At 61.9% G+C, this 24,468-nt stretch carries 19 protein-coding genes, 1 tRNA gene and 1 pseudogene; 10 read left to right on the forward strand and 11 right to left on the reverse strand.

Features of this window, described 5'->3' with window-relative positions:
• Positions 1 to 5: 5 nt before the first annotated feature.
• The 3 genes from V8Z65_RS01090 to V8Z65_RS01100 form a co-directional block, all read right to left on the reverse strand.
• A complete protein-coding gene (locus V8Z65_RS01090) occupies positions 6 to 308 on the reverse strand; it encodes a hypothetical protein (protein ID WP_338721978.1) in 303 nt (100 codons plus the stop codon).
• Positions 309 to 1,805 (reverse strand): CoA-acylating methylmalonate-semialdehyde dehydrogenase, encoded by a 1,497-nt coding sequence (locus tag V8Z65_RS01095; protein ID WP_338721979.1) that lies wholly within the window; start codon positions 1,803 to 1,805, stop codon positions 309 to 311.
• A 66-nt stretch (positions 1,806 to 1,871) separates the two neighbouring features.
• Complete coding sequence (locus V8Z65_RS01100) at positions 1,872 to 3,152, reverse strand: aspartate aminotransferase family protein (RefSeq protein ID WP_338724092.1); 1,281 nt, start codon at positions 3,150 to 3,152, stop codon at positions 1,872 to 1,874.
• 172 nt (positions 3,153 to 3,324) lie between these two features.
• Between V8Z65_RS01100 and V8Z65_RS01105 the strand changes: the two genes are divergently transcribed.
• Positions 3,325 to 4,068 (forward strand): TetR family transcriptional regulator C-terminal domain-containing protein, encoded by a 744-nt coding sequence (locus V8Z65_RS01105; RefSeq protein WP_338721981.1) that lies wholly within the window; start codon positions 3,325 to 3,327, stop codon positions 4,066 to 4,068.
• A 9-nt stretch (positions 4,069 to 4,077) separates the two neighbouring features.
• Here V8Z65_RS01105 and V8Z65_RS01110 read toward each other — a convergent pair whose 3' ends face one another.
• Positions 4,078 to 5,172, reverse strand: a complete 1,095-nt coding sequence (locus V8Z65_RS01110) for a GGDEF domain-containing protein (RefSeq protein WP_338721983.1) — start codon at positions 5,170 to 5,172, stop codon at positions 4,078 to 4,080.
• 81 nt (positions 5,173 to 5,253) lie between these two features.
• Positions 5,254 to 5,631 (reverse strand): VOC family protein, encoded by a 378-nt coding sequence (locus V8Z65_RS01115; RefSeq protein WP_338721984.1) that lies wholly within the window; start codon positions 5,629 to 5,631, stop codon positions 5,254 to 5,256.
• Between the two features lie 125 nt (positions 5,632 to 5,756).
• Here V8Z65_RS01115 and V8Z65_RS01120 point away from each other — a divergent pair, with 125 nt between their 5' ends.
• Positions 5,757 to 7,547 (forward strand): hypothetical protein, encoded by a 1,791-nt coding sequence (locus V8Z65_RS01120; RefSeq protein ID WP_338721986.1) that lies wholly within the window; start codon positions 5,757 to 5,759, stop codon positions 7,545 to 7,547.
• Positions 7,548 to 7,616: 69 nt separating this feature from the next.
• Here V8Z65_RS01120 and msrA read toward each other — a convergent pair whose 3' ends face one another.
• Both msrA and V8Z65_RS01130 read right to left on the reverse strand, forming a co-directional pair.
• Positions 7,617 to 8,273 carry a peptide-methionine (S)-S-oxide reductase MsrA gene (gene msrA, locus V8Z65_RS01125; protein WP_338721987.1) on the reverse strand — a complete coding sequence of 219 codons (657 nt, stop codon included), beginning with the start codon at positions 8,271 to 8,273 and terminating at the stop codon, positions 7,617 to 7,619.
• Positions 8,274 to 8,328: 55 nt separating this feature from the next.
• On the reverse strand, positions 8,329 to 8,652 hold the full coding sequence (locus V8Z65_RS01130; RefSeq protein WP_338721989.1) for a hypothetical protein: 324 nt from the start codon (positions 8,650 to 8,652) through the stop codon (positions 8,329 to 8,331).
• Between the two features lie 266 nt (positions 8,653 to 8,918).
• Here V8Z65_RS01130 and V8Z65_RS01135 point away from each other — a divergent pair.
• A tRNA-Ser gene (locus tag V8Z65_RS01135) sits at positions 8,919 to 9,008 on the forward strand.
• A gap of 345 nt (positions 9,009 to 9,353) precedes the next feature.
• Here the strand turns inward: V8Z65_RS01135 and V8Z65_RS01140 are convergent.
• Complete coding sequence (locus tag V8Z65_RS01140) at positions 9,354 to 9,581, reverse strand: hypothetical protein (protein WP_338721990.1); 228 nt, start codon at positions 9,579 to 9,581, stop codon at positions 9,354 to 9,356.
• Positions 9,582 to 9,713: 132 nt separating this feature from the next.
• Here V8Z65_RS01140 and V8Z65_RS01145 point away from each other — a divergent pair, with 132 nt between their 5' ends.
• The 3 genes and pseudogenes from V8Z65_RS01145 to V8Z65_RS01155 all read left to right on the forward strand — a co-directional run.
• Positions 9,714 to 10,766, forward strand: coding sequence for a helix-turn-helix domain-containing protein (locus V8Z65_RS01145; RefSeq protein ID WP_338721991.1), 1,053 nt, complete (start codon positions 9,714 to 9,716; stop codon positions 10,764 to 10,766).
• A gap of 663 nt (positions 10,767 to 11,429) precedes the next feature.
• Positions 11,430 to 13,970: an autotransporter domain-containing protein gene (locus tag V8Z65_RS01150; RefSeq protein ID WP_338721992.1), complete on the forward strand. Its 2,541-nt coding sequence runs from the start codon at positions 11,430 to 11,432 to the stop codon at positions 13,968 to 13,970.
• A 121-nt stretch (positions 13,971 to 14,091) separates the two neighbouring features.
• Positions 14,092 to 14,559, forward strand: a pseudogene (locus tag V8Z65_RS01155) (autotransporter domain-containing protein); the annotation flags it as partial.
• 76 nt (positions 14,560 to 14,635) lie between these two features.
• Here the strand turns inward: V8Z65_RS01155 and V8Z65_RS01160 are convergent.
• Both V8Z65_RS01160 and V8Z65_RS01165 read right to left on the reverse strand, forming a co-directional pair.
• Positions 14,636 to 15,691, reverse strand: coding sequence for a HAMP domain-containing sensor histidine kinase (locus V8Z65_RS01160; protein WP_338721993.1), 1,056 nt, complete (start codon positions 15,689 to 15,691; stop codon positions 14,636 to 14,638).
• The gene (locus tag V8Z65_RS01165) at positions 15,684 to 16,379 is read right to left on the reverse strand and encodes a response regulator (RefSeq protein ID WP_338721994.1); all 696 of its coding nucleotides are present in this window, start codon (positions 16,377 to 16,379) and stop codon (positions 15,684 to 15,686) included. Before V8Z65_RS01165 ends, V8Z65_RS01160 begins: the two co-directional genes overlap by 8 nt.
• A gap of 188 nt (positions 16,380 to 16,567) precedes the next feature.
• On the opposite strand from V8Z65_RS01165, the gene V8Z65_RS01170 reads away from it, so the two are divergent.
• The 4 genes from V8Z65_RS01170 (at position 16,568) to V8Z65_RS01185 (ending at position 22,961) form a co-directional block, all read left to right on the forward strand.
• Positions 16,568 to 17,755 (forward strand): efflux RND transporter periplasmic adaptor subunit, encoded by a 1,188-nt coding sequence (locus V8Z65_RS01170; protein ID WP_338721995.1) that lies wholly within the window; start codon positions 16,568 to 16,570, stop codon positions 17,753 to 17,755.
• The gene (locus tag V8Z65_RS01175) at positions 17,752 to 19,692 is read left to right on the forward strand and encodes a MacB family efflux pump subunit (RefSeq protein WP_338721996.1); all 1,941 of its coding nucleotides are present in this window, start codon (positions 17,752 to 17,754) and stop codon (positions 19,690 to 19,692) included. Before V8Z65_RS01170 ends, V8Z65_RS01175 begins: the two co-directional genes overlap by 4 nt.
• Position 19,693: 1 nt before the next feature.
• Entirely contained in the window at positions 19,694 to 21,058 is a 1,365-nt protein-coding gene (locus V8Z65_RS01180; protein WP_338721997.1) for an efflux transporter outer membrane subunit, read from the forward strand.
• A gap of 94 nt (positions 21,059 to 21,152) precedes the next feature.
• The gene (locus V8Z65_RS01185) at positions 21,153 to 22,961 is read left to right on the forward strand and encodes an ABC transporter ATP-binding protein (RefSeq protein WP_338721998.1); all 1,809 of its coding nucleotides are present in this window, start codon (positions 21,153 to 21,155) and stop codon (positions 22,959 to 22,961) included.
• Between the two features lie 369 nt (positions 22,962 to 23,330).
• Here the strand turns inward: V8Z65_RS01185 and ugpC are convergent, their stop codons facing one another.
• A complete protein-coding gene (ugpC, locus tag V8Z65_RS01190) occupies positions 23,331 to 24,449 on the reverse strand; it encodes a sn-glycerol-3-phosphate ABC transporter ATP-binding protein UgpC (RefSeq protein WP_338722000.1) in 1,119 nt (372 codons plus the stop codon).
• Positions 24,450 to 24,468 lie beyond the last annotated feature (19 nt).

The raw sequence follows: 24,468 nt of genomic DNA on the forward strand, positions 1-24,468 counted from the left end.
TTTTCCTACGTTTGGTCGGGCGACCAGAGCGGTTCGTCGTCTGGCCGCAAGTAGACTTTGAGGCCACGACAGATCAGATTTCCCGGCACACGCCGTTCCTCCGTCAAACCGTATCCGCCCCACTTTTCAGAGTAGAGGTGAAAGTGCTCGTTGCTTTGGGCACCGTCGACCCAGTTCATAGCGAGAAGCTCGCGCACAAGTTCGTCCCGTCCGGCGGCGTCCAGATAAATTTCCACAAGAGTGCTATCGGTGTCGCCATTGCTGTCTGGTTCCGCTCCGGGCGGGCTGATCTCGAGCGAGAGCCGCATCTATTTCACGCTCGGGAAGCTGAATTCGGCGCCGCCCTTGATGCCTGCTGGCCAGCGGGTCGTCACCGTTTTGAGGCGAGTGTAGAAATGCACGCCTTCAGGTCCATAGATGGAATGATCGCCGAACAGCGAGCGCTTCCAGCCGCCGAAGGAATGGTAGGCCACCGGCACCGGGATCGGCACATTGATGCCCACCATGCCCACTTCGATCTTGTCAGCAAATTCGCGCGCGGCATCGCCGTCGCGGGTGAAGATGGCCGTGCCATTGGCATATTCATGGCCATGGATGAGATCGACCGCATCCTTGAAGCTGTCGCGGCGGACGACCGACAGGACGGGCCCGAAAATCTCTTCCTTGTAGATTTTCATATTGGGCTCGACATTGTCGAACAGGGTCCCGCCGACGAAATAGCCGTTCTCATAACCCTGGAGCGAGAAACCGCGGCCATCCACGACGAGGTCTGCGCCTTCTTCGACACCAGAGTCGATATAGCCCAGGACCTTGTCACGGTGCATCTTGGTGACCACCGGACCCATTTCGGCATCCCTGTCGGTGGCCGGGCCGATCTTGAGCGCTTCGACGCGCGGCTTCAATTTGGCAACCAGCGCATCGGCTGTTTCCTTGCCCACCGGAACAGCCACGGAAATCGCCATGCAGCGTTCGCCGGCTGAGCCATAACCGGCGCCCATCAACGCATCGGCAGCCTGGTCCAGATCGGCATCAGGCATGATGACCATGTGGTTCTTGGCGCCGCCAAGGGCCTGCATGCGCTTACCGGCGTTGACGCCGCGCTGATAGACATATTCAGCGATCGGGGTGGAGCCAACAAAGCTGACCGCCTTGATGTCGGGATGGTCGAGAATGCCGTCGACCATTTCCTTGTCGCCATGAACGACATTGAGAATGCCCTCGGGAAGGCCGGCTTCCATAAAGAGGTTCCAGGCCAGCATGGAGGCGGAGGGATCGCGCTCGGAAGGCTTGAGGATGAAGGCATTGCCGCAGGCAATGGCCGCCGGATACATCCACATCGGCACCATGGCCGGGAAGTTGAACGGGGTAATGCCGGCAACCACGCCGAGCGGCTGCCGGTCCGAATAGCTGTCGATGCTCGGGCCCACATTGCGTGAGAATTCGCCCTTCAGAAGCTGTGGAATGCCGCAGGCAAAGTCGACGCAGTCAATGCCGCGGGCCACTTCGCCCAGGGCATCGTCATGCACCTTGCCATGTTCGCGCGAAATCTCACGGGCCAGATCGTCGGCATATTGATCGAGCAGCGCCTTGAACTTGAACATGACGCGGGCGCGCTTCATGGGCGTGGTATTGCCCCAGGCGACCTGCGCTTGCCTGGCGTTTTCAACCGCGGCATTGAGCTCGGCCATGGTCGACAGCGGCAGCTCGGCGCTCTGCTCGCCGGTGGCCGGATTGAAGACCGGGACACGGCGGGTCGAGGACGAGACATAGCGCTTGCCGGCAACGGCATTTTCGATGACGTGCATCAGGGTTTCCCCTCCAGTTTGGGAACACTCATTCTATATCTGCGGGTATAGAATTCCTGTTCCATTCTACTCAAGCGTTTTGAGGATGCCCGAAAGGGTGGAGACGATTTCGCCGATCTGGCTCTCCGAAATGATCAGGGGCGGGGAGAGCGCAATGATGTCGCCTGTGGTGCGGATCAGAAGGCCCTGTTCATAGGCCTTGAGGAAGGCCGAAAACGCGCGCTTGGTCGGCTGCCCGGCAATTGGCTCGAGCTCGATGGCGCCGACCAGGCCGATATTGCGGATGTCGATGACATGGGGCAGGCCCTTGAGGGAGTGCAGGCCATCCTCCCAGACTTTCGCCAGCTCCGCCCCGCGCGTCAGCAGGCCTTCTTCCTTATAGGTTTCGAGCGTTGCCAGCGCCGCCGCCGAGGCGACCGGATTGCCCGAATAGGTATAGCCGTGGAAGAACTCGATCAGATGTTCCGGGCCCTGCATGAACGTGTCGTGGATTTCAGCCGACACCATGACCGCACCCATAGGGATGACACCATTGGTCAGGCCCTTGGCGGTGACCATGATATCGGGCACCACGTCGAAGTAGTCGGCGCCAAAGGGCGTGCCGAGGCGTCCATAGCCGGTGATGACCTCATCGAATATCAGCAGAATGCCGTGCTTCCTGGTGATCTCGCGCAGGCGCTTGAGATAGCCCGGCGGCGGAATGAGCACGCCGGTGGAGCCGGCCACCGGCTCGACAATGACGGCCGCAATGGTGGAGGCATCGTGGAGGGTCACGATCCGTTCCAATTCATCAGCAAGGTCCGCCCCATGTTCGGGCAGACCGCGCGAAAAGGCATTCTGCTTGAGATTATGGGTGTGCGGCATGTGGTCGACGCCTGTCAGCAGGGTGCCGAACATCTTGCGGTTGGTGACGATGCCACCCACGGAAATGCCACCAAAATTGACGCCATGATAGGCGCGCTCGCGACCGATCAGGCGGGTGCGCGAGCCCTCGCCCTTCACCCGGTGATAGGCCAGGGCCACTTTGAGCGCGGTTTCAACCGATTCAGAGCCCGAATTGGTGAACAGCACATGATCAAGCCCATCAGGAGCAAGATCGACCAGTCGGTTGGCCAGCTCGAACGCCTTGGGATGACCCATCTGGAAGGCCGGTGCATAGTCGAGCTCGGCGGCCTGCTTGGCGATGGCCTCGACGATTTTGGGACGGGCATGGCCGGCATTGACGCACCAGAGCCCAGCCGTGCCATCAAGTACCTGACGGCCATCAGCCGTGGTATAGTGCATATCCTTGGCTGCCACGAACATGCGCGGCGATTTCTTGAACTGGCGGTTTGCCGTAAAGGGCATCCAGAACGCGCTGAGGTCGTTCGGCGCAACATTGGACGAAGTGGACACGAATTCCCGCTCCCATTGAAACTGGCCTGGTCTTCATTTGGGTCTTGACGTGGACGCCCGAACCCCGGAAATTTTGACCAGTTGGAAAAATGTTAGCATCCCTACACATTCCCGCAAGGCGAAAATGGCAGCAAAAAAAGTGAAAGCCGCCGAGCAACGGCAGGTGAGCGCGAAGCGCCAGCACAAGGCCGACGCCAAGGCAGCTGCAACCCATCCGCCCACGCGCCCGCGTCCGCTGACCCGCATCCAGAAGGAAAAGCAGGACATCATCCTGGAGGCGGCGCTGGAAGTGTTTTCGGTGCACGGATTTCGCGGCTCCACCATCGACCAGATCGCCGAAGTGGCGGGGATGAGTAAACCCAACCTGCTCTATTATTTCCCACGCAAGGAAGAGATTCACCGCCGGCTGATCGCCGAACTGCTCGACACCTGGCTGGCGCCTTTGCGCGAAATGAACGAGGACGGCGATCCTTTCGCCGAAATACGCTCCTATATTCGCCGCAAGCTGGAAATGGCGCGCGATTTTCCGCGCGAGAGCCGGCTATTTGCCAATGAGATGCTGCAGGGCGCGCCGCGCATCAACGAGATGATCGAGGTGGACCTCAAGGCGCTGGTCGATGAGAAGGCCAAGATACTCACGAGCTGGATGGATCAGGGGCGGCTGGCCCGGACCGACCCTTATCACCTGATCTTTTCGATCTGGGCAACCACCCAGCACTATGCCGATTTCGATGTGCAGGTGCGGGCCGTTTTGGGCAAGGGTCGCAATGGCGAAGGGCGCTTTGAAGACGCGGCGCGCTATCTCGAACAGCTTTTCATGCACGGCCTGACGCCCAGGCCCAGGCCGAACGGATCGCCTAAGAGCTAGCGCGGGAGATCAGGCCGTTTCGACCCATGCCACGGGGGCAGGGGGCAGAGCCGGCGCCCACCCCTCTGGCTTGTCGCCCGATTGTTCGGCCGGCCGGCTGCCACCGGCAAAACAGAAGGTGCTGCCCTGTCGGCGCTTGGCTTCATAAAGGGCCCTGTCGGCCTGTTTGAGCAGGGTTGGCGCGGGATGTTCGAGCCCGTCCACGACAATGCCCAGGCTCATGCCGACCGTAACGTTGAACCCCACCGAGGCCAATGGCGCGGCGCTTGCGGCGATGCAGTCCTCGGCGAAGGCGGCGAGGTCCGCATGCTGCTGTCCGCGATGCACAATGGCTACGAATTCATCGCCGCCGACACGCGCGAGAAACTCGCCCGCGCGCAATTGCGCCGATAAACGCGCAGCCATTTCAACCAGGGCCTGGTCACCGGCATGGTGCCCGAACAGGTCGTTGATCGGTTTGAACCGGTCGAGATCGAGCGCCAGAACCGAGAAATGCCGCTGCTCGGCGGCCAGCTGGGTCATGACCTTGTCCAGTGCCAGGCGATTGGGCAGGCCGGTCAAATGATCGCGCAACGCCTGGCGCTGCGCCGCGGCGCGCTGCTGCTCGATTCGGCGCACATGACGCAGCATGGCCACCAGGCAACCCAGAACGCTGCCGATCAGCACAAGCATCAAGGGCACCCGGAGCGGCGCATGGCGCTGGAACAGGAGCACGCCGGGCCGATCTGCGGTCCATGTCAGAAACTGACCGCCCAATGGCCCGGATAAAAGCGGCATCGATTGCCGGCCCTCGCCCGAAAGCGGACGCGATGACAGGGCCAGGTCCCGCAGGCCCGCCATGGCACCGAGGCGCGCAAGTTCGGCATCCGCCTCGCTTGCCTGCAGAGACACGACAATGTCCGCGATCTGTGCGACCCGCGCCCGCTCCCTGGCCAGGGACAGCTCGTCGGTGGTTTCCATGATATGCAGAGCAGACAGGACCAGAACACCGCCGGCGACAAGTGCGCATAAACAGGCAAGCCACACCAGGCGCCGGATAGGCGCCAGTGCCTTGACCGGATCGATCTCCGGCAAAGTCCAGATCGTATTCGTTTGTGTGTCCAACAAGCAGACCCTGCGTCCATCGCCATTCTGACCCGGCAATGGTTGGCAAGAGGTTAGCGGACAATGCCTTTTCGGCGCCGCTTAGCTGGGCCGCACCTGCGCGATGAGCGCCAGAGGGCGATCCTCTGGATCGGCAAAAAAGGCGATCCATTCCTCGGTGCCATCGGCGTGCTGATGCACCCGATGGGGTGGCTGAAGGAAATGTACGCCCCGATCCATGAGGGCCAAATGCGCGGCCGCAATGTCGGGCACGCGAAAATAAAGGATCGATTCGGCGCCGGCCGGCTCGCTTTGCTGCAGATAGAGCCGAACCCCGCCGACATCGAAAAAGGCCATGCCCTCGGCCTCGAGCAGCAGCGGCAGACCGAGCACATCGCCATACCAGTGCTTGGCTGCCGCGACGTCGCGGACGGTGCGGGCAATCTGGCCGATGGCGCCGAGTTTGGAACCGTCATTCATGGGGCATCTCCTCCTCTAATTGGTACACGATACCCCCTTTTCTGTTCCGCGCGCATTCTAGCTGCACCGGCCATTAACGCCTGGTCAGTCATGCTCTGGCCCGGGCCATAGCGTGAGAAAGACAAATGCCAGACCAGCCGACATTTGCATTGGGTCGCCGGGACTGGCTTTGGCTTATCGGCATCTGGGCGCTTGTCGCTGCCACGCTGGCCTGGCGCAGCCTGACCCAGGGCCCGGACGTACCCCTGTTTCTCGATACCGACGATGCCATGCGCATGGTGGTCGTGTCCGATTTTCTGAACGGTCAGGGTTGGTACGACCATGTGCAGCATCGGCTCAATACCCCTTTCGGGGCGGAACTGCACTGGTCGCGGCTTGTCGACCTGCCGCTGGCCGCGCTGCTTTGGTTCGCCGGCCGCTTCGCCGATCCGGCCATTGCGCAATTGATCACCGGCACGGCCTGGCCCCTGCTGCTGCTGGCCGTGCTGCTCTGGCTCAGCACCCGAACGACGCTCGAACTGGTCGGACGCGCCGGTCTGCTGCCCGGACTGGTCCTGCCCATTCTCAGTCCGGCTGTGCTGGCCGAATTCGCCCCGGGGCGTGTCGACCACCACAATGTCATCATCCTTTTGACCATGGCGACCCTGCTGGCCAGCCTGGTCGCCCTGCGTCGACCCATTGCCGCCTGGATAGCGGGACTTTGCGCCGCCGCAGCGTTGTCGATCGCGCTGGAAGCCGCGCCAGTATTGATTGCCGCAAGCCTGGCTTTTGGCCTCAGCTATGTCGTCAATCCCGGCCGTGCCCGCAACCTGGCACGCTTTGGCCTGGCCCTGGGCGGCGGCCTTGTCCTGATGCTGATGCTCACACGACAGCCGGCGCGCTGGCTGGAAGCGGCCTGCGACATGATTTCGCCCGCCTATGTGCTCGCAGGCCTTTTGGTGGGGCTGGCCTTTGTCGGCGTTTCGCTATTGCCGCCACCGCGCCATGCCCTCTGGCGCCTGGCGTTGCTCGGTGGCCTGGCATGCCTCTGCGCCACCATTGTCGCGTTGGTCTATCCGCAATGCCTTGGCGGCCCCTATGGAGAGCTCGATCCCTGGCTGCAGGAAAACTGGATTGCCGCCATTGTCGAGGCCAAACCCTGGCATCTGTCCCTGGTCGATCTGCCCGCCTATGCCGTAACGGTCGGCGCCCCGGTCTTTCTGGGGCTGGCCGCCGCAGCGCTGGCTCTCTGGCGGGAGCCGCATAGGCGCCTGGCCTGGCTGACCCTTCTGGTTTTTCTGGCCTGCACCACGCTGATCATGCTCGCCCAGATACGCGGGGCCCGGCTCGCCATACTGCCCACCATTCCCGCCGCTGCCTGGCTGATCGTAAAGGCCCGGCAAGCCTATCTGGCGCGCCGGAGCCTGATGCCGGCCATCGGCCTGATTGGCGCGTGGCTGGTCTTTTCCGGCATTGTTCTGAACCTGTTGGTGGTCAGCACTGTCAACCTGCTGCCCGGGGGACAGGCGCAGGCCATCAGCCAGGCGCGGGCCAGTAAAATGTCCTGCCTGGCCAGCACGGCCTTTGCCGATCTGCGCGCTATGCCGCCTGAGCGGGTGATGAGTCCGATCGATCTGGGATCGCATATCCTGCTCGAAACACCCCATGCCGTGGTGTCCGCGCCCTATCACCGCAATGAGGCGGGTATTCTGGACACGTTCCGGTTCTTCAACCGGCCGGCGGCCGAGGCGCGCGATATTGCCACCGAACGCGGGCTGGGTTTGCTGGTTACCTGCCCTGAAATGCCCGAAATGCGCGGGCAGGGGCTCAATGAACCGGACAGTCTGCTGAGCCTGCTGGCGGCCGGGACCCCGCCCGGCTGGCTAAAGGATGTGTCGCTCGACGGTCCGCTCAAAATCTATGCCGTCATGCTCTAGTGTTCGCGGCCAACAAAAAAGCGCCCCGTCGGGACGGGGCGCCTCAATTCTTTGCCAAAGGCACTGGCGCTATGCCGCGGCAACCCCCGTGCCGATCGGGCAGCTCACGCCCGTCCCTGCCAGCCCGCAATAGCCATTGGGATTTTTGGCCAGATATTGCTGGTGATAGGTCTCGGCAAAGTAGAACGGCCCCGCTTTTGCGATTTCGGTAGTGATGGGACCCAGTCCGCGCGCATCGAGCGCCTGCTGGTACGCGACCCGACTCTTCGCAACGATCTCCGCCTGTTCCGGCGTGGTCGTATAGATGGCCGAACGATATTGCGTGCCCACATCATTGCCCTGTCGCATGCCCTGGGTGGGGTCGTGCTCCTCCCAGAACGTCTTGAGCAGGGTTTCAAGGCTGATCTTTGCCGGGTCATAGACCACCTTGACCGCCTCGGTATGGCCGGTACGGCCCGAGCAGACCTCCTCATAGCTGGGATTGGGTGTATGCCCGCCCTGATAGCCCACCGCTGTCACGATGACGCCAGGCAATTGCCAGAACAGGCGTTCGGCGCCCCAGAAACAGCCAAGGCCGAAATAAACGGTTTCGGCGCCTTCGGGATAGGGCCCCTTGAGCGCTGTGCCATTGACGAAGTGGTCGGGCGCCACGGGCATCTGCTCGCTGCGGCCCGGCAGCGCTTCATTAGCGCTTGGAATGGTGGTCGGCTTTTGACGGAAGAACATGACTTGCTCCTTTCAGCCCTCTATTCGGTGGCGACCCTGTTATGGTTACGCCCGATCAGATCTGCTCCTGATGCACGAAGCGTTCCCGGCGCGGACGGCGCCCCATCAGCGCCAGAACGATGCCGGGCACGCCCAGAACGGCAAAGGCCGGATAGGTCAGCACGGCCCGCATGGCCGCATCAAGCAGATCGGCAAAGAAGCGGCTTGCGAAAAAGCCGCTGACGGCATCCAGACTTGGCGAATGCAATTGCGTCCAGGCATCACCCAGGCTGGTAAAAACCAGGGCATTGGCGGCCAATGACTTGGTGCCATCCACGACAAGAAAAATCAGCGCCAGGCCAATCAGCCAGGTGCCCAACACTCTCAAGACAAGCCGCATCCACATTCCTCGCGCCTGGCTTGTTCGAACCGAACCGGCCCAGGTTCCTTCCATGGCCAGGCACAATTGTCTTGTGCCACGCAGCGCCCCAACCCACAAGATGGGCGCTCGAGCCTTACCTGGCTATTGGTGGGCAAAAAAACAATCGGGGAGGCGCCAAAGTGATCCCTTGCGCCGCAAAAGATGATGAGTATATTGCGCCTCGCTCGCAGCGGCCCCCAGGGACCCGCTATCCCGGCCTTTCCAGACCGGGCAACAAGCGATGCGGAGAGGTGGCCGAGTGGTCGAAGGCGCACGCCTGGAAAGTGTGTAGGCGGGGAACCGTCTCAAGGGTTCGAATCCCTTTCTCTCCGCCATTCCCAAGCCATTGAAATTGCTGGAGTAGAGTCCGATTCAAAGTACGGATTCTGTCGCAGCATCCCGTCACATCCGACGGGAGTGCTTGTTCCTTGCATAAGTCCATCGCATCCTTGGTTCACCGGCGAGGTCCGGTCTATTGGTTCCGCAAGCCGGTGCCGACGGACTTGACCGATCGCCTCGGACACTCGGACATCCGCAGATCGTTGCGCATAGGCAATATGCGGGTGGCCCGACAGCGGGCCTGGGCTTTGATATTCGTTCTCGAGGATGCATTTGCGGTACTGCGTGGCGCGGGGCTCCCGCCGGTGCCCGCGACACATTGAGCGCGGTGATCGACAATGTCATGAACGTCCTGGATCGCTCGGGTTCGCCAGCGTCTCGAAAGCCCAGGCCGAGACCAATTCAGTCAATGCCAGGTGTTCGAGAGGCACAGTCGTATTGGCTTCGTCGGGCTTCTGGCGGGCGTTTGCCATGCGGCGCAGATTGAGGACGCAGTCCCGCGAGGAGAGGCCCGGCCGGATGGCGACGGTCAGGTGGTGGATCGACAGCCCCTCGCTTGTCACCGGCATTAATTGATTGGCCTCTGTCGAAGACGTGAGCCCCCGGGCACTTCGCCCTTGCTGTATCGCCCTGATGGCCCCCAAGATGGCGCTGCGCGCTTCGGCGTGCGGAATCAAAGATACTCTATTGGTGTTGCGGCCGTGCCATTCGACCCCACAGACGAGACCGTCCCAGTGCGCTTCGATTGGACGAGCGACCTGTGGGCCTGGGCGCCGGACCGTGAGCGCTGGGCCCCAGAACATGGCGCTGCGCCGGCGGCGCTGCTTGTCGAGATGTCGACGGCGGGACTTCCGGAAAGCGACCGTTTCGCCTTCTGGCGTGAATATGCCTATTACGGCTTCGACGTGGACAGCATGCCCGAGGCAGCGGGCTTTGCGGCGAAGGGATTTACTGTCTTCAGCCCAACGGCGCGCTTTACCGCTTATCGTTCGGGTGGAGTGTCGGGTGCCAGAGCTCGTCAACATATCGGCGCCGACGGTGACGAGACACTCGATATCGGTCTGGTGCTGAGGGGACAGCGGCGTGGCCTGGACGACGAGGATGTGCGCACCAATGCCGACGCCGGGGCGATCTTTGTGGCGGATGCCGCCAGGCCCTTTGCATTCGACTGGTCTGAGCATGAGGGGCTGCACCTGTCGCTGCAGCGCGATCAGCTTGACGGCACACAGCTATCCGGGGCCGAGATTGCGCGCCTGCTGAATGGGTCGCCGCTGGCGGGGGCGCTGCATAGTCAACTTGCCCTTATGGCCACCAGCCTGCCGGTGCTGGACCTGCCTTCACGGGCCTTTATGCTGGGACAGACCATCGACCTGGTCGGGCACATACTGGGCAGTGGGGTCGGGCAGGCGCATCCCGGCAGCCATGCCGCTCTGTTCGCCGCCGCCATGAGCCATATCCGGCAGCATATCGGCGATCCGGGCCTCGATCCGACTTCAATAGCGCGGGCAGTGAATTGTTCACGCTCGACGCTTTACCGGGTGTTTCGGGAGCGGGAACTGGCCATCGAGCCGGTGATCAGGGAAGAGCGGCTGCGCCGGGTGATGCAGCTTATTTCCAGCGATGGCGGGCGTACGGCCACCGCGCGGTTGGCTCTACGCTGCGGGTTCACCGATCCGTCCAACTTCCATAGGGCTTTCCGCGCCCGCTTCGGCATCAGCCCGGGTGAAGTGGCGGAGCGTGCGCGTCCGCGCTGATATTTTCGAAACCCTATCGCGCAAGACACGCTGCGACAATGAATTGGCACGCTGCGCCAATCGACAGCGCGTGTCCTATCCATATGATTTGCCGACTTTTTTATTCTACGCGCCGGCGGCGAGGCGGCAGTGTAAATGCGACGATTCCTGCGCGCGGCAAGTAATTCGATCCCAGCCTGGAAGCGGAGGATCGCTCTTTGCGCCGCTGGTACGGCCTTGGGCACAAGCCTGGTTCTGCCCTGCCTGTCCCAAACGGCCCTCGCCCAGTCGGTGACGATTACCGGTGACGTTCTCCCTGATCTCTCCCCATCATCGGCGTGGTCCACCGACAACGTTCTATATATTGGTCGTTCTGGCCCGGGCACTTTGAGGATCGAGGAAGGGGGTAGCGTCGAGACGACTTCAGAGATCTGGGTGGGCTACAATGACGAGGGAGACGTTGTCGTTACAGGCAACGGGTCACGTTTACAAAGCGGTCAGGCCATCGTTGTTGGGGGTGGGAGCAACGGCACCCTGGCGATTAGCGATGGCGGATTGGTTAGGGGCCGGGCAACCATTTTAGGCCTTGATCCCGGCGCATCGGGCCAGATTGTCATTGGTGGCACCGCAGGCGCGCGCGGCGTATTGGAAGCAATTAGAGTTTCTGTGCAACGATCGGGCAGCATGCTCACCTTTGATGGCGGCATCTTGCGGGCGAGGTCCAGCATCTCCAATTTTTTGTCCGCTGCTCCTGGACTCTATCTCACCATTGAGGCAGGCGGCGCCTTCATCGACAGCAACGGCTATGATGTTCGTGCCATTGCCGGGTTGTCCGGCACCGGCAGCCTGACCAAGTTCGGTACCGGCACACTGAGTCTGGCGGGCGACAATAGCTATTCTGGGGGCACAATTGTCGAGAATGGCGTTCTCGAGGTGGACGGTGGCAGCATCTCTCACGCCCTGAGCGAGATGAAGGTTGGCACCGTTTCGGGGCAGACAGGAACTCTGTCCATCGGCGCGGACAGCAGCGTGACGAGCCATCTGTCTCGTATCGGTTATGGCGGCACAGGCGTGGTCAATGTCGGCGGCACGAATGCCAGATGGTCGGTAACCCACCATCTGCTTGTTGGTGACACGACGCAGGGCGAATTGAGCATCGACGCGGGCGGCCGGATGAACGTCGTCGATAGCGTCTTTATCGGGAATATCCTCGGTGCTTCGGGAAGCCTCATCGTGGACGGCGCCGGCTCCAGGCTTGACGCTGGGCAGATATTCGTCGGCGGCGGGGGGGACGGTTCCATGACGCTGAGCAATGGCGGCACGGTCGCGGTGCTCGGCGGCATCGGCACAGTGATGCTGGGCGAGGGGCCACTCAGCACCGGCACGCTGAACTTCGGCGCATATGACCTTTCCGCTCCGACCCTGGCAGGCACGTTGAATGCTGGCAGCATTGAGCTTTTCGGGTATCCAGGAAACGGCGGCGCTGTCAATTTCAACCAGACCGACCATTTTACCCTCTCGGTGCCGATCGAGGGCAATTCTTTGCTTTCGGTCAATCAGCGCGGCAGCGGCACCACCACGCTTTTAGGTGCGCATACCTATGGCGGGAACACCACGATCAGCGATGGACTGCTGGTGGTGAACGGCTCGATTGCCAATTCCCATGTGGCTCTGACTGGCGGCACGCTGGGTGGTAGCGGCACGGTGGGCGGCGTGACTGCGCAATCGGGCAGCACGGTGGCGCCCGGCAATTCCATCGGCATGCTGACGGTCACCGGCGATTGGAGGCTCAATGCCGGGGCGGCCTATGAAGTGGAAATCAAGGGGGGTGGCGACACTCCCGGCACGCATAACGATGTTGTCGACGTGCTTGGCGGCGGCACCGCCACCTTCGAGAATGGCGCATTGATCCATGTGAAGCCGGAAACACCGGGCGAGGACGGCTCGTCCGGTTACGAGGCTGGCAAGCGCTATACCGTCCTCGTCGCTGCCGGGGGGCTGACGGTCAACGGCGACCAGACCATCACCGACGATTTCGCCTATCTCGACTTCATCCGCGATTTCGACGCGACCAACTACTATCTCGTCTCCGGCCTTGCTACGTCTGCCGGCGACAGCTTCTGCCTTTCCGGCATGAGCATCAACCAATGCGCCACCGGCAATGCCGCCTTCGGGCTCGGCGCGGGCAATGATGTTTATGACGCTGTCCTCAACCTTTCCAACGCCCAGGCCGGACCAGGGCTGGACGATCTGTCCGGGGAGGGCTTTGCCACTGGGCTGGGGCAGATGTCGGGCAATAGTATCGCCACCGGCATGCATGTGCTCGACCGGGTAGAGCAGGCCTTTGCCGCCCTGGGGCGGGCCGGGGCGCTCGGTTATGCACCGGTGCCGGACGATGCCGAACCGAATACCGGCAATGCCTGGGCCGCGCCCTTCAGCAGCCATGCCCGCTACGAAAGCAACGGCAATGCCGCCGGCTTCGATGCCGCCAGCGGCGGCCTGCTGCTGGGCGGGGATTTGTTTTATGACGAGTGGCTGGTCGGCGGCTTTGCCGGAATGGGCCGAACATGGACCTCCATTCCCGATCGTGAGACGCGTCTCTTAAGCACCGATCTGTCCCTCGGCGCCTATGGCGGCTGGAATGGCGACCACATCGGACTGGCCTTTGGCACGGCATGGACCCATAGCCTCGTCTCCTCGACCCGCGACATCGCCGTTGGGGCGCTCAACCAGACGCTGACTGCCGATTATGGCGCCGACACGCTCTCGGCCTTTGCCGAGATCAACACCACATTCGATATGGGCGCCAGCGCCGTCACCCCCTACGCACGGCTGGGCATGGCCCACGCCATGACCCAGGGCTTCACCGAAACCGGCGGCAGCGCAGCCCTAACCGTCGTCCCGACCAGTCACGGTGTCGCCGTCACCGAACTGGGCATCCGCGCCGAACACCGGATCGCGCTCGACACCACGCTGGCCACCCTTTCGGGCGGCATCGGCTGGCGGCATGGCTTTGGCGGCACGCCCACCACCAGCAACAGCTTTGCCGGCGGCACGCCGTTTACGGTCGCCGGCAATGCCCCATCCTCGGATGCGCTGCTGCTCGAGGCCGGATTGACCCTCGACTTCTCGGAGAGCGCTAATCTGTCGCTCCACTATGACGGCCAGTTCAGCAGCAGCGGCCAGCGCCATGCGGTAGGGACGACGTTCGGGATAAGCTTCTGAGCGATTGACGGCACCTTGTGTCGCGCCAATGCGAGGATATGGTGTGCCGGAGCTATGATGCTCTCTTGGGAGAGATTCACGCCTTTACCTATACAGCGTTAATTCAAGGGAGATACGGCCCATGGGCCAAATTGGCGATCTCCCGGAAAGCTGCCGCGCGGTATGGGCCGCCTTTTGCGCGACAATTGACAAAACATGGCCAACAATCGCCGCTTGCCATTCTGCAAAGGCCTCTTGTCCAGCTTGTTGCAGGGATGTTGATAAGGCTACCCAAGAGGCGCAGGAGGCAAATGCCGTGTGGGCGCAGGGTTTCGGCGCCTGGGGTCACCTCAACGGCGACGGCAATGCCGCTGCGCTGGAGCGCTCCATCGGCGGTTTCGTCATGGGTGCTGATACCAAGGTCACCGACAATTTCGCGCTTGGCCTGATGGGCGGTTATGGCCGCACGGGGCTCAATGTTGCCGACCGGGCATCTTCCGCTACGCCCAACAACACGCACTTCGCTATTTGCAGGGCAGCGCTTGAGCATGATCTGCATGTCGTCTGTGAAGAGCCCCTACGCTTCACCGTCGTCGGGGCCGAGCCGATCATATGCGGGTCGTTATGCTCTATGCGGCCGTCTCTCAAGCCGTGCGGTGACGGTAGCCAAGTCTGGCGCGCAGGTGCTACCTGGGAAGCAGAAGCGTGAAGCTGGCTCCGCCGTCCGCGCAATTGGAGGCCGATACGGATCCGCCATGCGAGACTGCGATCGCCTTGACCACGGCGAGACCCAGCCCACTGCCGCCAGCCACACGTCCGCGAGACTCGTCGGCGCGCCAGAAGGGATCGAATACGCGCTCATCGGCCCCGGCCGGGAGTCCCGGTCCATGGTCCGTGCAGCGGAGCACCGCCATATCGCCGTCCGCCACGATTTCGATGGCAAGACGTGTGCCAGGAGCGTAGCGCATCGCATTGTTCAGAAGCGCAATTACGGCCTGGCGGATGCGATCGGGATCGGCGTTGACCACTATAGGGTGGAGGTGCAGGTCCAACAGCATCCCGGCATCCTCCAGTTCCACCGAAACCACACCTACAGCGCCCCGCACAATCTCCGCCAGATCGAACTCAACGCAATTGAGACGCAGCCGATCAGCGTTGAAGAGACCGATTGTGCGCAGGTCTTCAACGATCAGTGCAAGACCGTCGACTTGTGCGATCAGCGTGTCGAGCATCTCAGGCGTCAAGCTGAAGACGCCGTCCGAGATGCCCTGCAGGCGTCCCTTCAAAATCGTCAGCGGGGTTCGCAGCTCGTGGGCAATGGCCGAGTTCGAATAAGTGCGATCAGCCTCGCCCCGCTCTAGTCGTTCGGCCATGGAATTGAAGTCGCCGATCAGGTGTTGGGTTTCCCAAAACCCGCCCGCCTTGGTATTGGCGCGGGCCGTCAGGTCGCCGTCGGCAATGGCCCGAGCCGCGCGCGCCACATCCAGCAGCGGTCGCACCATGCGGCTGGAGAGCCACCAGCCGAAAGCCGCTGCTGCGGGCACGGCCAGTATCATGGCCAGCGCCAGATAGCCCAGATCGAGCCAAGTCAAGCTGCCTTCTGCATCAGGCAGGTTCGGCCAGAGGGTGAAGATGACATCGTAGTAAGGTGACAAGCCCATTATGGACAGCGTTGCAACAGCAACGGCCAATAGGCTTGCCGCGACGATGACCGGCCACCCGGCACTGGACAGCCTACTCATGCGGCAGTCCCAGCCGATAGCCCACACCTCTGACCCCGGAAAGCAGACCTTCTGCGCCGGCCTTGGCCAGTTTGCGCCGTAGGTTGCTGACATGGCTGTCCACGGTGCGATCGAGGGCCTCACCCTCGGGCAGGCAGGCATCCACCAATTCGCCGCGGTCGAAGACCCTATTGGGTGCCCGTGCCATATGGCTGAGCAGGCGAAACTCCGTGCGCGTCAGTGCGAGCACTTGCGCGCCGGCGCCACTATCCACCGTAGCAATATGCGCGTCGGCATCGATCGTCAGGGGCCCAATCCGCGTGACCGCCGGGTTCTGGTGTCCCAGGCTGCGCCGTAGGATCGCCCTGGCCCTTGCGACCACTTCAAGCGGGTTGAATGGCTTGACGACATAGTCGTCCGCCCCCAGGCGCAAGGCCTGGAGCTTGTCGAGATCCTCGGCCAAAGCGGTGACCATGATGACCGGCGTATCGGCGACTCTACGGATGGCGGCAAGCACGTCGTAGCCGTCCATCCTGGGCAGCTTGATGTCGAGTACGACCAGGTCAGGTCGCAGACGCTGGTGGTGCGCCAGTCCTGTTTCGGCATCCCCCGCGGCAATCGTGCGGAATCCGTCTCGCTCGAAATAGGCCTGCAGGATACGCACGATCTCGGGATCGTCCTCGATCAGTAGTACGAGCTGATTGTCCATTGCCTCACCTGGTTCAGGCCTTCACGAGACCAAATGGAAAGCCCCGGCGTCAACACCGGCAGCTTCACGTCCACCAAATCTGCACGAAGTCTGCATCCAGTCTGGACCCATCCATCGCACCTGATGCTGCCGAAATGGTTCGGGCGAGGCCGCCTCGCACGCCGCTACAAATAACTCAAGAGGCACATATGACTGAGCGTGGACGTGCCACCAGTTGGCGCAAGCTCTTATTCGGGGCGCTGGGCGCCACGGTTCTGGCGGGGAGCTACGTTGCTTTGGGGGCCCCTTATTGGCCAGGCGCAGACGAGGCCGTTCCCCTGACCACCGAGGTGGTGGCGCGGGATATCGAAGAAGCCATTGTCGTCAATGGGGTTCTGGAACCGGCCCAGATGGTCAATGTGGGGGCGCAGGTATCGGGCCAGATAAAGGCTCTGCACGTCGTCCTTGGCCAGCAGGTCAAAGCAGGCCAACTCGTCGCTGAAATCGACTCGCTGCCCCAGCAGAGCGCCTTGCGACTGGCCGAGGCCAACCTGGCGCTTGCCAGGGCGCAGCGGGACGCGCGCGCCGCCGGTTTGAAGCAGGTACAGTCAGACTATGATCGACAACAGGCGCTGCTTGACGCCAATGCGACATCCCGGGCCAAATTTGAAGCGGCCGAAGCGGCCTTTCGAACAGCCGTCGCCGATGTGGCGGCGCTGGATGCGCAAATCGAGCGCAGCAAGATCGAGGTAGAAATCGCCCAAACCAATCTGGCCTATACCAAGGTCGTGGCCCCTATCGACGGGACAATCATCGCTATCGCGACCAAACAGGGTCAAACCCTCAATTCCAGCCAGGCCGCACCGACGGTCGTTGTCGTCGCCCAACTCGATGTCATGTCCGTCAAGGTTCAGATTTCGGAGGCCGAGATTGGCAAGGTCAAAGTGGGCCAGGAAGTCTGGTTTACGCTTCTGGGCGACGAGCGCACCCGCTACTCGGCCCAACTCGATGTCATCAACCCAGCACCGCAAACGCTGTTGAGCCAGTCCGACGCGGCCCAGGGAGCCGCCGTCTATTTCAACGGCTTGTTCAAGGTGGACAATGTCGAGGGCAGGTTACGGCCCTTGATGACCGCACAAGTCCATCTGGTCACCGGGCGGGCGAGCGATGTGCCCGCAGTGCTGTCCTCGGCGCTCGGCACCAGCGAGGCCGACGGGCAATACCGCGTCGAGGTGCTGACCGACGAGGGGCCGCGCGAAACCCTGGTCAGGATCGGTCTCAACGACAAGACCAATGCCCAGGTGATCGATGGGCTCAATTTAGGGGATCAGGTCATTTTGCCCTTGGGCGAGGCTGCTCCCACCGCCGATCCAACGTTTATGGGAGAGCCGGCATGACCGCGCCCCTGATTGAGATCGTCGGACTGACCCGGACCTTTCATTTGGGCGGAGAAACCGTCACCGCGCTTGATGGCGTCGATCTGTCGATAGAGGCCGGCGAAATGATTGCCATTGTAGGCGCCAGCGGTTCAGGCAAATCGACGCTAATGAACATTCTAGGTTGCCTCGATCGTCCCGACGGCGGTGTATTTCGCCTGGCTGGACAGGAGGTGTCGACCCTTTCCCAGGACGAACTGGCCCGTCTTAGGCGTCGGCGTTTTGGTTTCATCTTCCAGCGCTATCACCTGATGAGCAACCTCACGGCCGCGGGCAATGTCGAAGTTCCCGCCATCTATGCTGGTACCCAGTCCTCGGCGCGGCGCAAGCGCTCGGAGGTGCTCCTGTCCCGCCTGGGCCTTAAGGAGCGCCTGAACTATCAGCCCAACAAGCTCTCTGGCGGCCAGCAGCAGCGCGTCTCCATTGCCCGCGCCCTGATGAATGGCGGTGAGATCATCCTGGCGGATGAACCCACGGGAGCCCTCGATGCCCGGAGTGGCGAAGCGGTGATGGAGATCCTCAAGGAGCTCCACGCGGACGGCCATACGGTTATCATCGTCACCCATGACATGGCGGTCGCCGAGCAGGCGGGCAGGGTGATCGAAATCCGTCAGGGGCGGATCGTTGCGGACCGCAGAACCAATGCTTTCGCATCGCCCCAACCCTACCAACGCGACGACGAGGTGTCGCATGTGACGTCAATGGCCAGTCTGCGGCAGTCGGTAGCCAATGCCGCAGCGATGGCTCTCCGCTCCATGGCGGCACAGCCCCTCCGCGCCGCGCTGACCATGCTTGGAATAGTCATTGGTATTGCCGCGGTCGTGGCGGTGGTCGCGCTGGGCGACGGTTCGCAACAGCGGGTCCTGACGCAGATGGAGGAACTGGGCGCCAGCACGATCGAGATCTATCCGGGTCGTGACTGGGGCGACGAGGCGTCTGCGACTATCCGATCGCTCAGTGTCGGCGACGCCCAGGCACTCATGGCCCAGCCTTATGTCAGCGCCGTTTCGCCTATGGTCGCATCATCGGCACGCGCCCGTTACCTCAACAAGGCGGTGAACGTCAGCGTCAATGGCGTGGGCGCCGACCACCTTGCCGTTCGCGGTCGCAAACTGGAAGAGGGCCGCATGTTCGATGTGGCCGCTGTGGAGCAGCTCGCCACCGATGCGGTGATCGACCGCAACACGGCCCGGCGGCTTTTCGGCTCCGAGAACCCGCTTGGGCAGAGCATTATGGTCGGTCGCGTGCCGGTAACAATTATCGGCATTGCGGCGCAAACCCCAGGAGGCGGCCAGAACCTCGAGATATTCATGCCCTATACCAGCGTCGCGGCGAGGATTTCCGGCTCCAACCGCCTTGACCAGCTTATTGTCAAGCTCGCCGACAAGGTGGACTCTGCGCAGGCCGAACGGGCCATCGACCGCATGTTGCAAGAGCGGCACGGCACCAAGGACTTCTTTATCTTCAACAACGACCAGATGCGGAAGGCCATCGAGAAGACCTCTCGGACCATGACATCGCTGATCACTGCTGTCGCTGCCATTGCTCTACTGGTCGGCGGTATTGGGGTGATGAATATCATGCTGGTCTCGGTCACCGAGCGCACCAAGGAAATCGGCCTGCGCATGGCCGTAGGTGCCCGGCAGTCGGACATCATGCTGCAGTTTCTGGTGGAGGCAACTGTGATCTGCATGGCGGGTGCGGCCGCCGGTGTCGGCCTGGCCCTAACGGCCGGCCTATTGTTCGGCCATCAGGGTGGTGACTTTCCCATGGTCTTTTCTATCCAGTCGATCGTGCTGGCCTGTGCAGCGGCAACGCTGGTTGGCCTGACGTTCGGCTTCTTTCCCGCCCGCAACGCAGCGCGCCTCGACCCCGTCGATGCCCTTTCTAGAGACTGACATGTTCCTTCGTCATTCCGCCCTTGCCGCTGCGTCCTTGATCATCCTTTGCGGATGCACCGCGCTCGGCACACCATATGTCCGGCCGGCACTTCCGCCCGCGCCAGGCTGGCAAACGGCCGCAACACAGCCGCGCGTCGCCCAACAGGATTGGTGGACCGCCTTCGGAAGTGCCGAGATCAATATCGTGGTTGCAACCGCGCTTACCGCCAATACCGACATAGCCAGCGCCGCACTCCGCGCCAAGCGGGCCGCGCTACAAGCCGAGCAGGCGGGTTCGGTCCTCTGGCCCAAGCTATCAGGATCGATCAGCACTTCGACATCCGCCACCGAGGGCTTCTTGACGCAGTCTCATTCGGTCGCGGTAGGAGCCTCCTATGAGGTCGATCTCTGGGGCCGGCTTTCCGTCCAACAAGCGGCAGGCAAACTTGAGGCGCTCGCCAGCAAGGATGATGTCGAGGCCGCGAGAATGACAGTTGTCGCCTCGGTCATCGAGACGTACTGGCGCTTGGGCGCGGCCAACCAGCAGATTGTCCAAGCCCGGAAGAGCCTGGCGAGCGTGAAGCAGATGCAGGAGCTGGTGATCAGCCAAGCCAAGCTTGGTGACGTATCACGGTTGGACACGAACGAGATCGCACAAACTCTTGCCGCCCAGCAGGCCAGCCTTTCTGATCTGCTGCAAGCGCGCGACGCCCTGCGTGGCACGCTTGCTGTGCTTCTCGACGGCCAACCGAGCCCGGTAGCGGAGCCGACCGCGCTACCGTCCCGCACACCGATAAGGGTTGCCACGGGCCTGCCCGCGGATCTGCTCGCCAATAGACCGGATTTGAGAGCGGCGGAGTTGCGATTGCGTGGCACGCTCAAGGGCGTCGATGCAGCTCGGTCCAGCCTTTATCCGCAACTGACACTCACCGGGAAACTCGGCAGCAGCAGCGCCGATCTCTCGAACCTGCTGAGCAACCCGATTGCGACCTTAGGCAGCGGCCTGCTGCTTCCCTTCCTGAATTTCCGCGAGGGCCAGCTCGCGGTGCGTGTGTCTGAGCTGCAATATGAGGAGGCGGTGCTCAGCTTCCGACGCACACTTCTATCTGCCTTCAACGATGTCGGGATCGCCCTGTCGGCTCGCACCAGACTAAGTGAGAAGATGGCTTTGGTTGGTCAGTCTCTGGCTGCCGCTCAGGAGGCGGAGGCCCTCACCGAGAGACGCTACCGTGCAGGCGAAATCGCCCTGCGCATCTGGCTGGACGCGCAGGAACGCCGGCGCAGCGCCCAGGCAGCCATCACCGCCGTAAGGCTTGAGCAGTTGCTGAACGAAGTACAGCTGTTCCGCGTGCTTGGCACCTCACCGATGACCGCGGGGCTGTAGCCCCTGCACGCGATCTCCACACAATCTCGATTGGTTCTGCACATCCCGGTGGAACGTCCGCGATCCACGCGACCAGCCAGACCAAGAGCGACCGATGACTGCAAATAGCCCGGACCACGAGGACGACTACGAAACGCTTGCCGGAAAGCACGTGTCCGTCAGCCGAGTGTTGGCCCTCTTCCAACCGTATCGCCTACAGTTTGCCGCAACCCTGCTGCTCATTGTTGTAGGCTCAGGGGTCGGGCTGGTTGCGCCTTTCCTGCTGCGCGCGGTCATCGACGACGCGTTGCCGACCGGCAATTTGGCGCTTTTGGCCTGGCTTGCCGGCGGCATGATTGCGGCCGCAGTCGTCGTAGCGATTATCAATGTAGGCCAGACCCTGCTGTCATCGCGGATTGGTCACGCCATTCTGCATGACTTGCGGGTCAGAATTTACAGCCATCTGCAGGCGCTTTCGATTGGCTTTTTCGTCCGAACACGGTCCGGCGACATCCAATCGCGTATAGCGAACGATATTGGCGGGCTGCAATCGATCGTCACCGCCACAGCCACGGAACTGGCGCGCAATATCGGCACCGTCGCGATGACAACGATTGCCATGATCCTGCTAGACTGGCGGCTGGCGCTCTTCTCCTTCGTGCTGGTGCCTTTCGCCCTTTGGGTCAGCCACAGGGTTGGACAAAAGCGCGAGGAGGCGACCCACGAACAACAGACCCGAACGAGCGAGCTTTCCTCCTCTGTGCTGGAAATGCTGTCCGTGCCGGGGATCATCCTTGCTCGAACCATGGGTCGGACGGGCTATCTTGGGCACAGGTTCAGGAAAGACTCGCGGGAATTGGCGCATCTGGAGGAAAAAGCGCACACCGCGGGCGAATGGCAATGGTCGTTGATCCTGGTGTTTCTGGGGGTGATGCCTGCCCTGACACTGTTGCTAGGGGGGCTGCTGATCAACGGCGGGGTGCCCGTCACCATTGGCACCCTCGTCGCCCTGATCGCGCTGCAGGAGCAGCTGCTCTGGCCGCTCGAGGAGCTTCTCGATGCCGGTGTCCGGATCCGCTCGACCCGCGCCCTGTTCACAAGGATCTTCCAATATCTGGACACACCGGTCGAATTGACCGAGCCGGTCAGGCCCGCAACCTTGCACAACAATGTCTTCACTGGTGCCGTCCAGATCACGGGTGTCAGCTATTCATACGACAAGGATGCCGAACCCACCCTGAGCGACGTTTCGGTCGATATTCCTGCAGGCTCGCGCGTCGCAATCGTGGGCGCAACTGGCGCCGGCAAGACGACGCTTGGCTATCTGCTAGCGCGTCTGATCGACGTGGACGAAGGAGCGATCTGTTTTGACGGCATCGACGTGCGCGATCTGACATTCCAGCAATTGGCGGATGTGCTTGGCGTCGTCTCCCAAGAACCCTTCCTGCTGCATGCGTCCGTCGCCGACAATCTTCGGTTTGCCAAACCTGATGCGTCACAGGACGATCTGGAAGCCGCGGCGCGTGCTGCCCAGATCCATGATCTTATTGCGTCTTTGCCGGATGGCTATGCGACCATTGTCGGAGAGCGGGGATTCCGCTTTTCAGGCGGGGAGAAGCAGCGGCTGGCGCTTGCACGCACCTTCCTTCGCAAAACACCGGTGCTGCTGCTCGACGAGGCGACGAGTGCGCTCGACGCTAGGACCGAGCAGGCGATGACCAAGGCGCTATCTTCGGTGAAAGGACGAACGATCATCTCGATCGCTCATCGCCTTTCGACCGTGCGCAGTGCCGACCGGATCGTGGTGCTGGAAAATGGTAGGGTGGTAGAAACTGGGCGTCACGATGAACTTATGGCGCTTGGTGAGGTCTATGCCGGCCTCGTTGGCCATTCAGCAGACAATCGCTTGGCAGCGAAGCTTTGACGCAAGCGCAATGACAGTATGCCCATTTGCCCTTAGTCGGCATACGCAACATAACCCACCCATTATGGCTGTCGCTGACCTTTTCATTAGACCGTCGTCCTCCGCACGGGGAGTATTTCCCTGACCGCAGGTTGCTGACCTGCTCGGAGGGAGGAAGTACTCATGAAATTGCCGTTGTTAATGGCCTTGTCCGCTTCGCTCATTACGAGCCTGCCGGCCTCCGCTCAGCCTCAAGTGCCGCCAGAGGGACTACGGTGTGCAGCGCTGCGTGGGCTCACCGTGGCTGCATCGCGTGCCAATTCCTCCACGACTAGGTTGAGCTGTACGCTGGCCCAACTGACATAAAGAGAGGTCCCGAAATGGCCGAGGTTAGTGGGGTGTGAGGGTGACTGGCTGCTTGCCAGAGGTGTGGGTCATCAGCGCCTGGCCCGCGGTGTCAAACAACAAGGCCCTGGCAGGCTCTACCTTGAGAGCGAGGCTTTCGCCGCGCTTGAGGTCCTGATCGCCATCGAGAACAGCCAGCCAGGTGGCGCCGGAGGGCAGTTCGAGGTTGACGATAGTTTCGTTGCCAAGGCGTTCAACCATGAGCACGCGCCCGACAATGGCGCCCGAGGTTGCCACGGTCAGATCGTGGGGCCGAACGCCCAAAGTCAACTTGTCGCCAGGACGGAGCTGGCCACCGGGCATGAAGACTGGCACGCTGACAACGTCAGCGCCGCTGACCGTGATCGTGTCGTCGGCTACCTTATCGACACTGACATCGACGAAGTTCATTTTTGGCGAGCCGATAAAGCCTGCCACGAAGAGATTGGCCGGGCGCTGGTAGAGTTCGATGGGCGAGCCCACCTGCTGCACCACGCCGCCATCGAGCACGACGATTTTGTCGGCCAGGGTCATGGCTTCGACTTGGTCATGGGTCACATAGATCATGGTGGCGCCAAGATCATTGTGCAGCTTGGCAATTTCCATGCGCATGTCGACCCGCAGCGCCGCGTCGAGATTGGAAAGCGGCTCGTCGAAGAGGAAGACTTCAGGTTGACGGACTATGGCGCGGCCAATGGCGACGCGCTGGCGCTGGCCGCCCGAGAGCTGGCTCGGCTTGCGCTCGAGCAGATGTTCCATCTGCAGGATGCGTGCGGCTTCGCGGATCTTGCGGTCGCGCTCTTCCTTGGGCGTTCGCGCCAGTTTAAGGCCAAAGCCGACATTGTCATAGACGCTCATATGCGGGTAAAGCGCATAGGACTGGAATACCATGGCGATGCCGCGATCGCGCGGCTCGACGTCGTTGACGACCCGGTCGCCGATGACGAGGTCACCGCTGCTGATCTCTTCGAGGCCCGCGATCATGCGCAGCAGCGTGGACTTGCCGCAGCCCGAGGGGCCGACGAAGACTACGAATTCGCCATGGTCGACCGACAGGTCGACGCCCTTGATGACCTCGACATTGCCATAGCTCTTGCGGAGCTTTTTGAGTTCAAGACCGGCCATGATGGGTCTCCCTGGAATT

Origin of the sequence: Devosia sp. XK-2 (genome assembly GCF_037113415.1) — a bacterium.
In the GTDB taxonomy this organism is placed as follows: Bacteria; Pseudomonadota; Alphaproteobacteria; order Rhizobiales; family Devosiaceae; genus Devosia.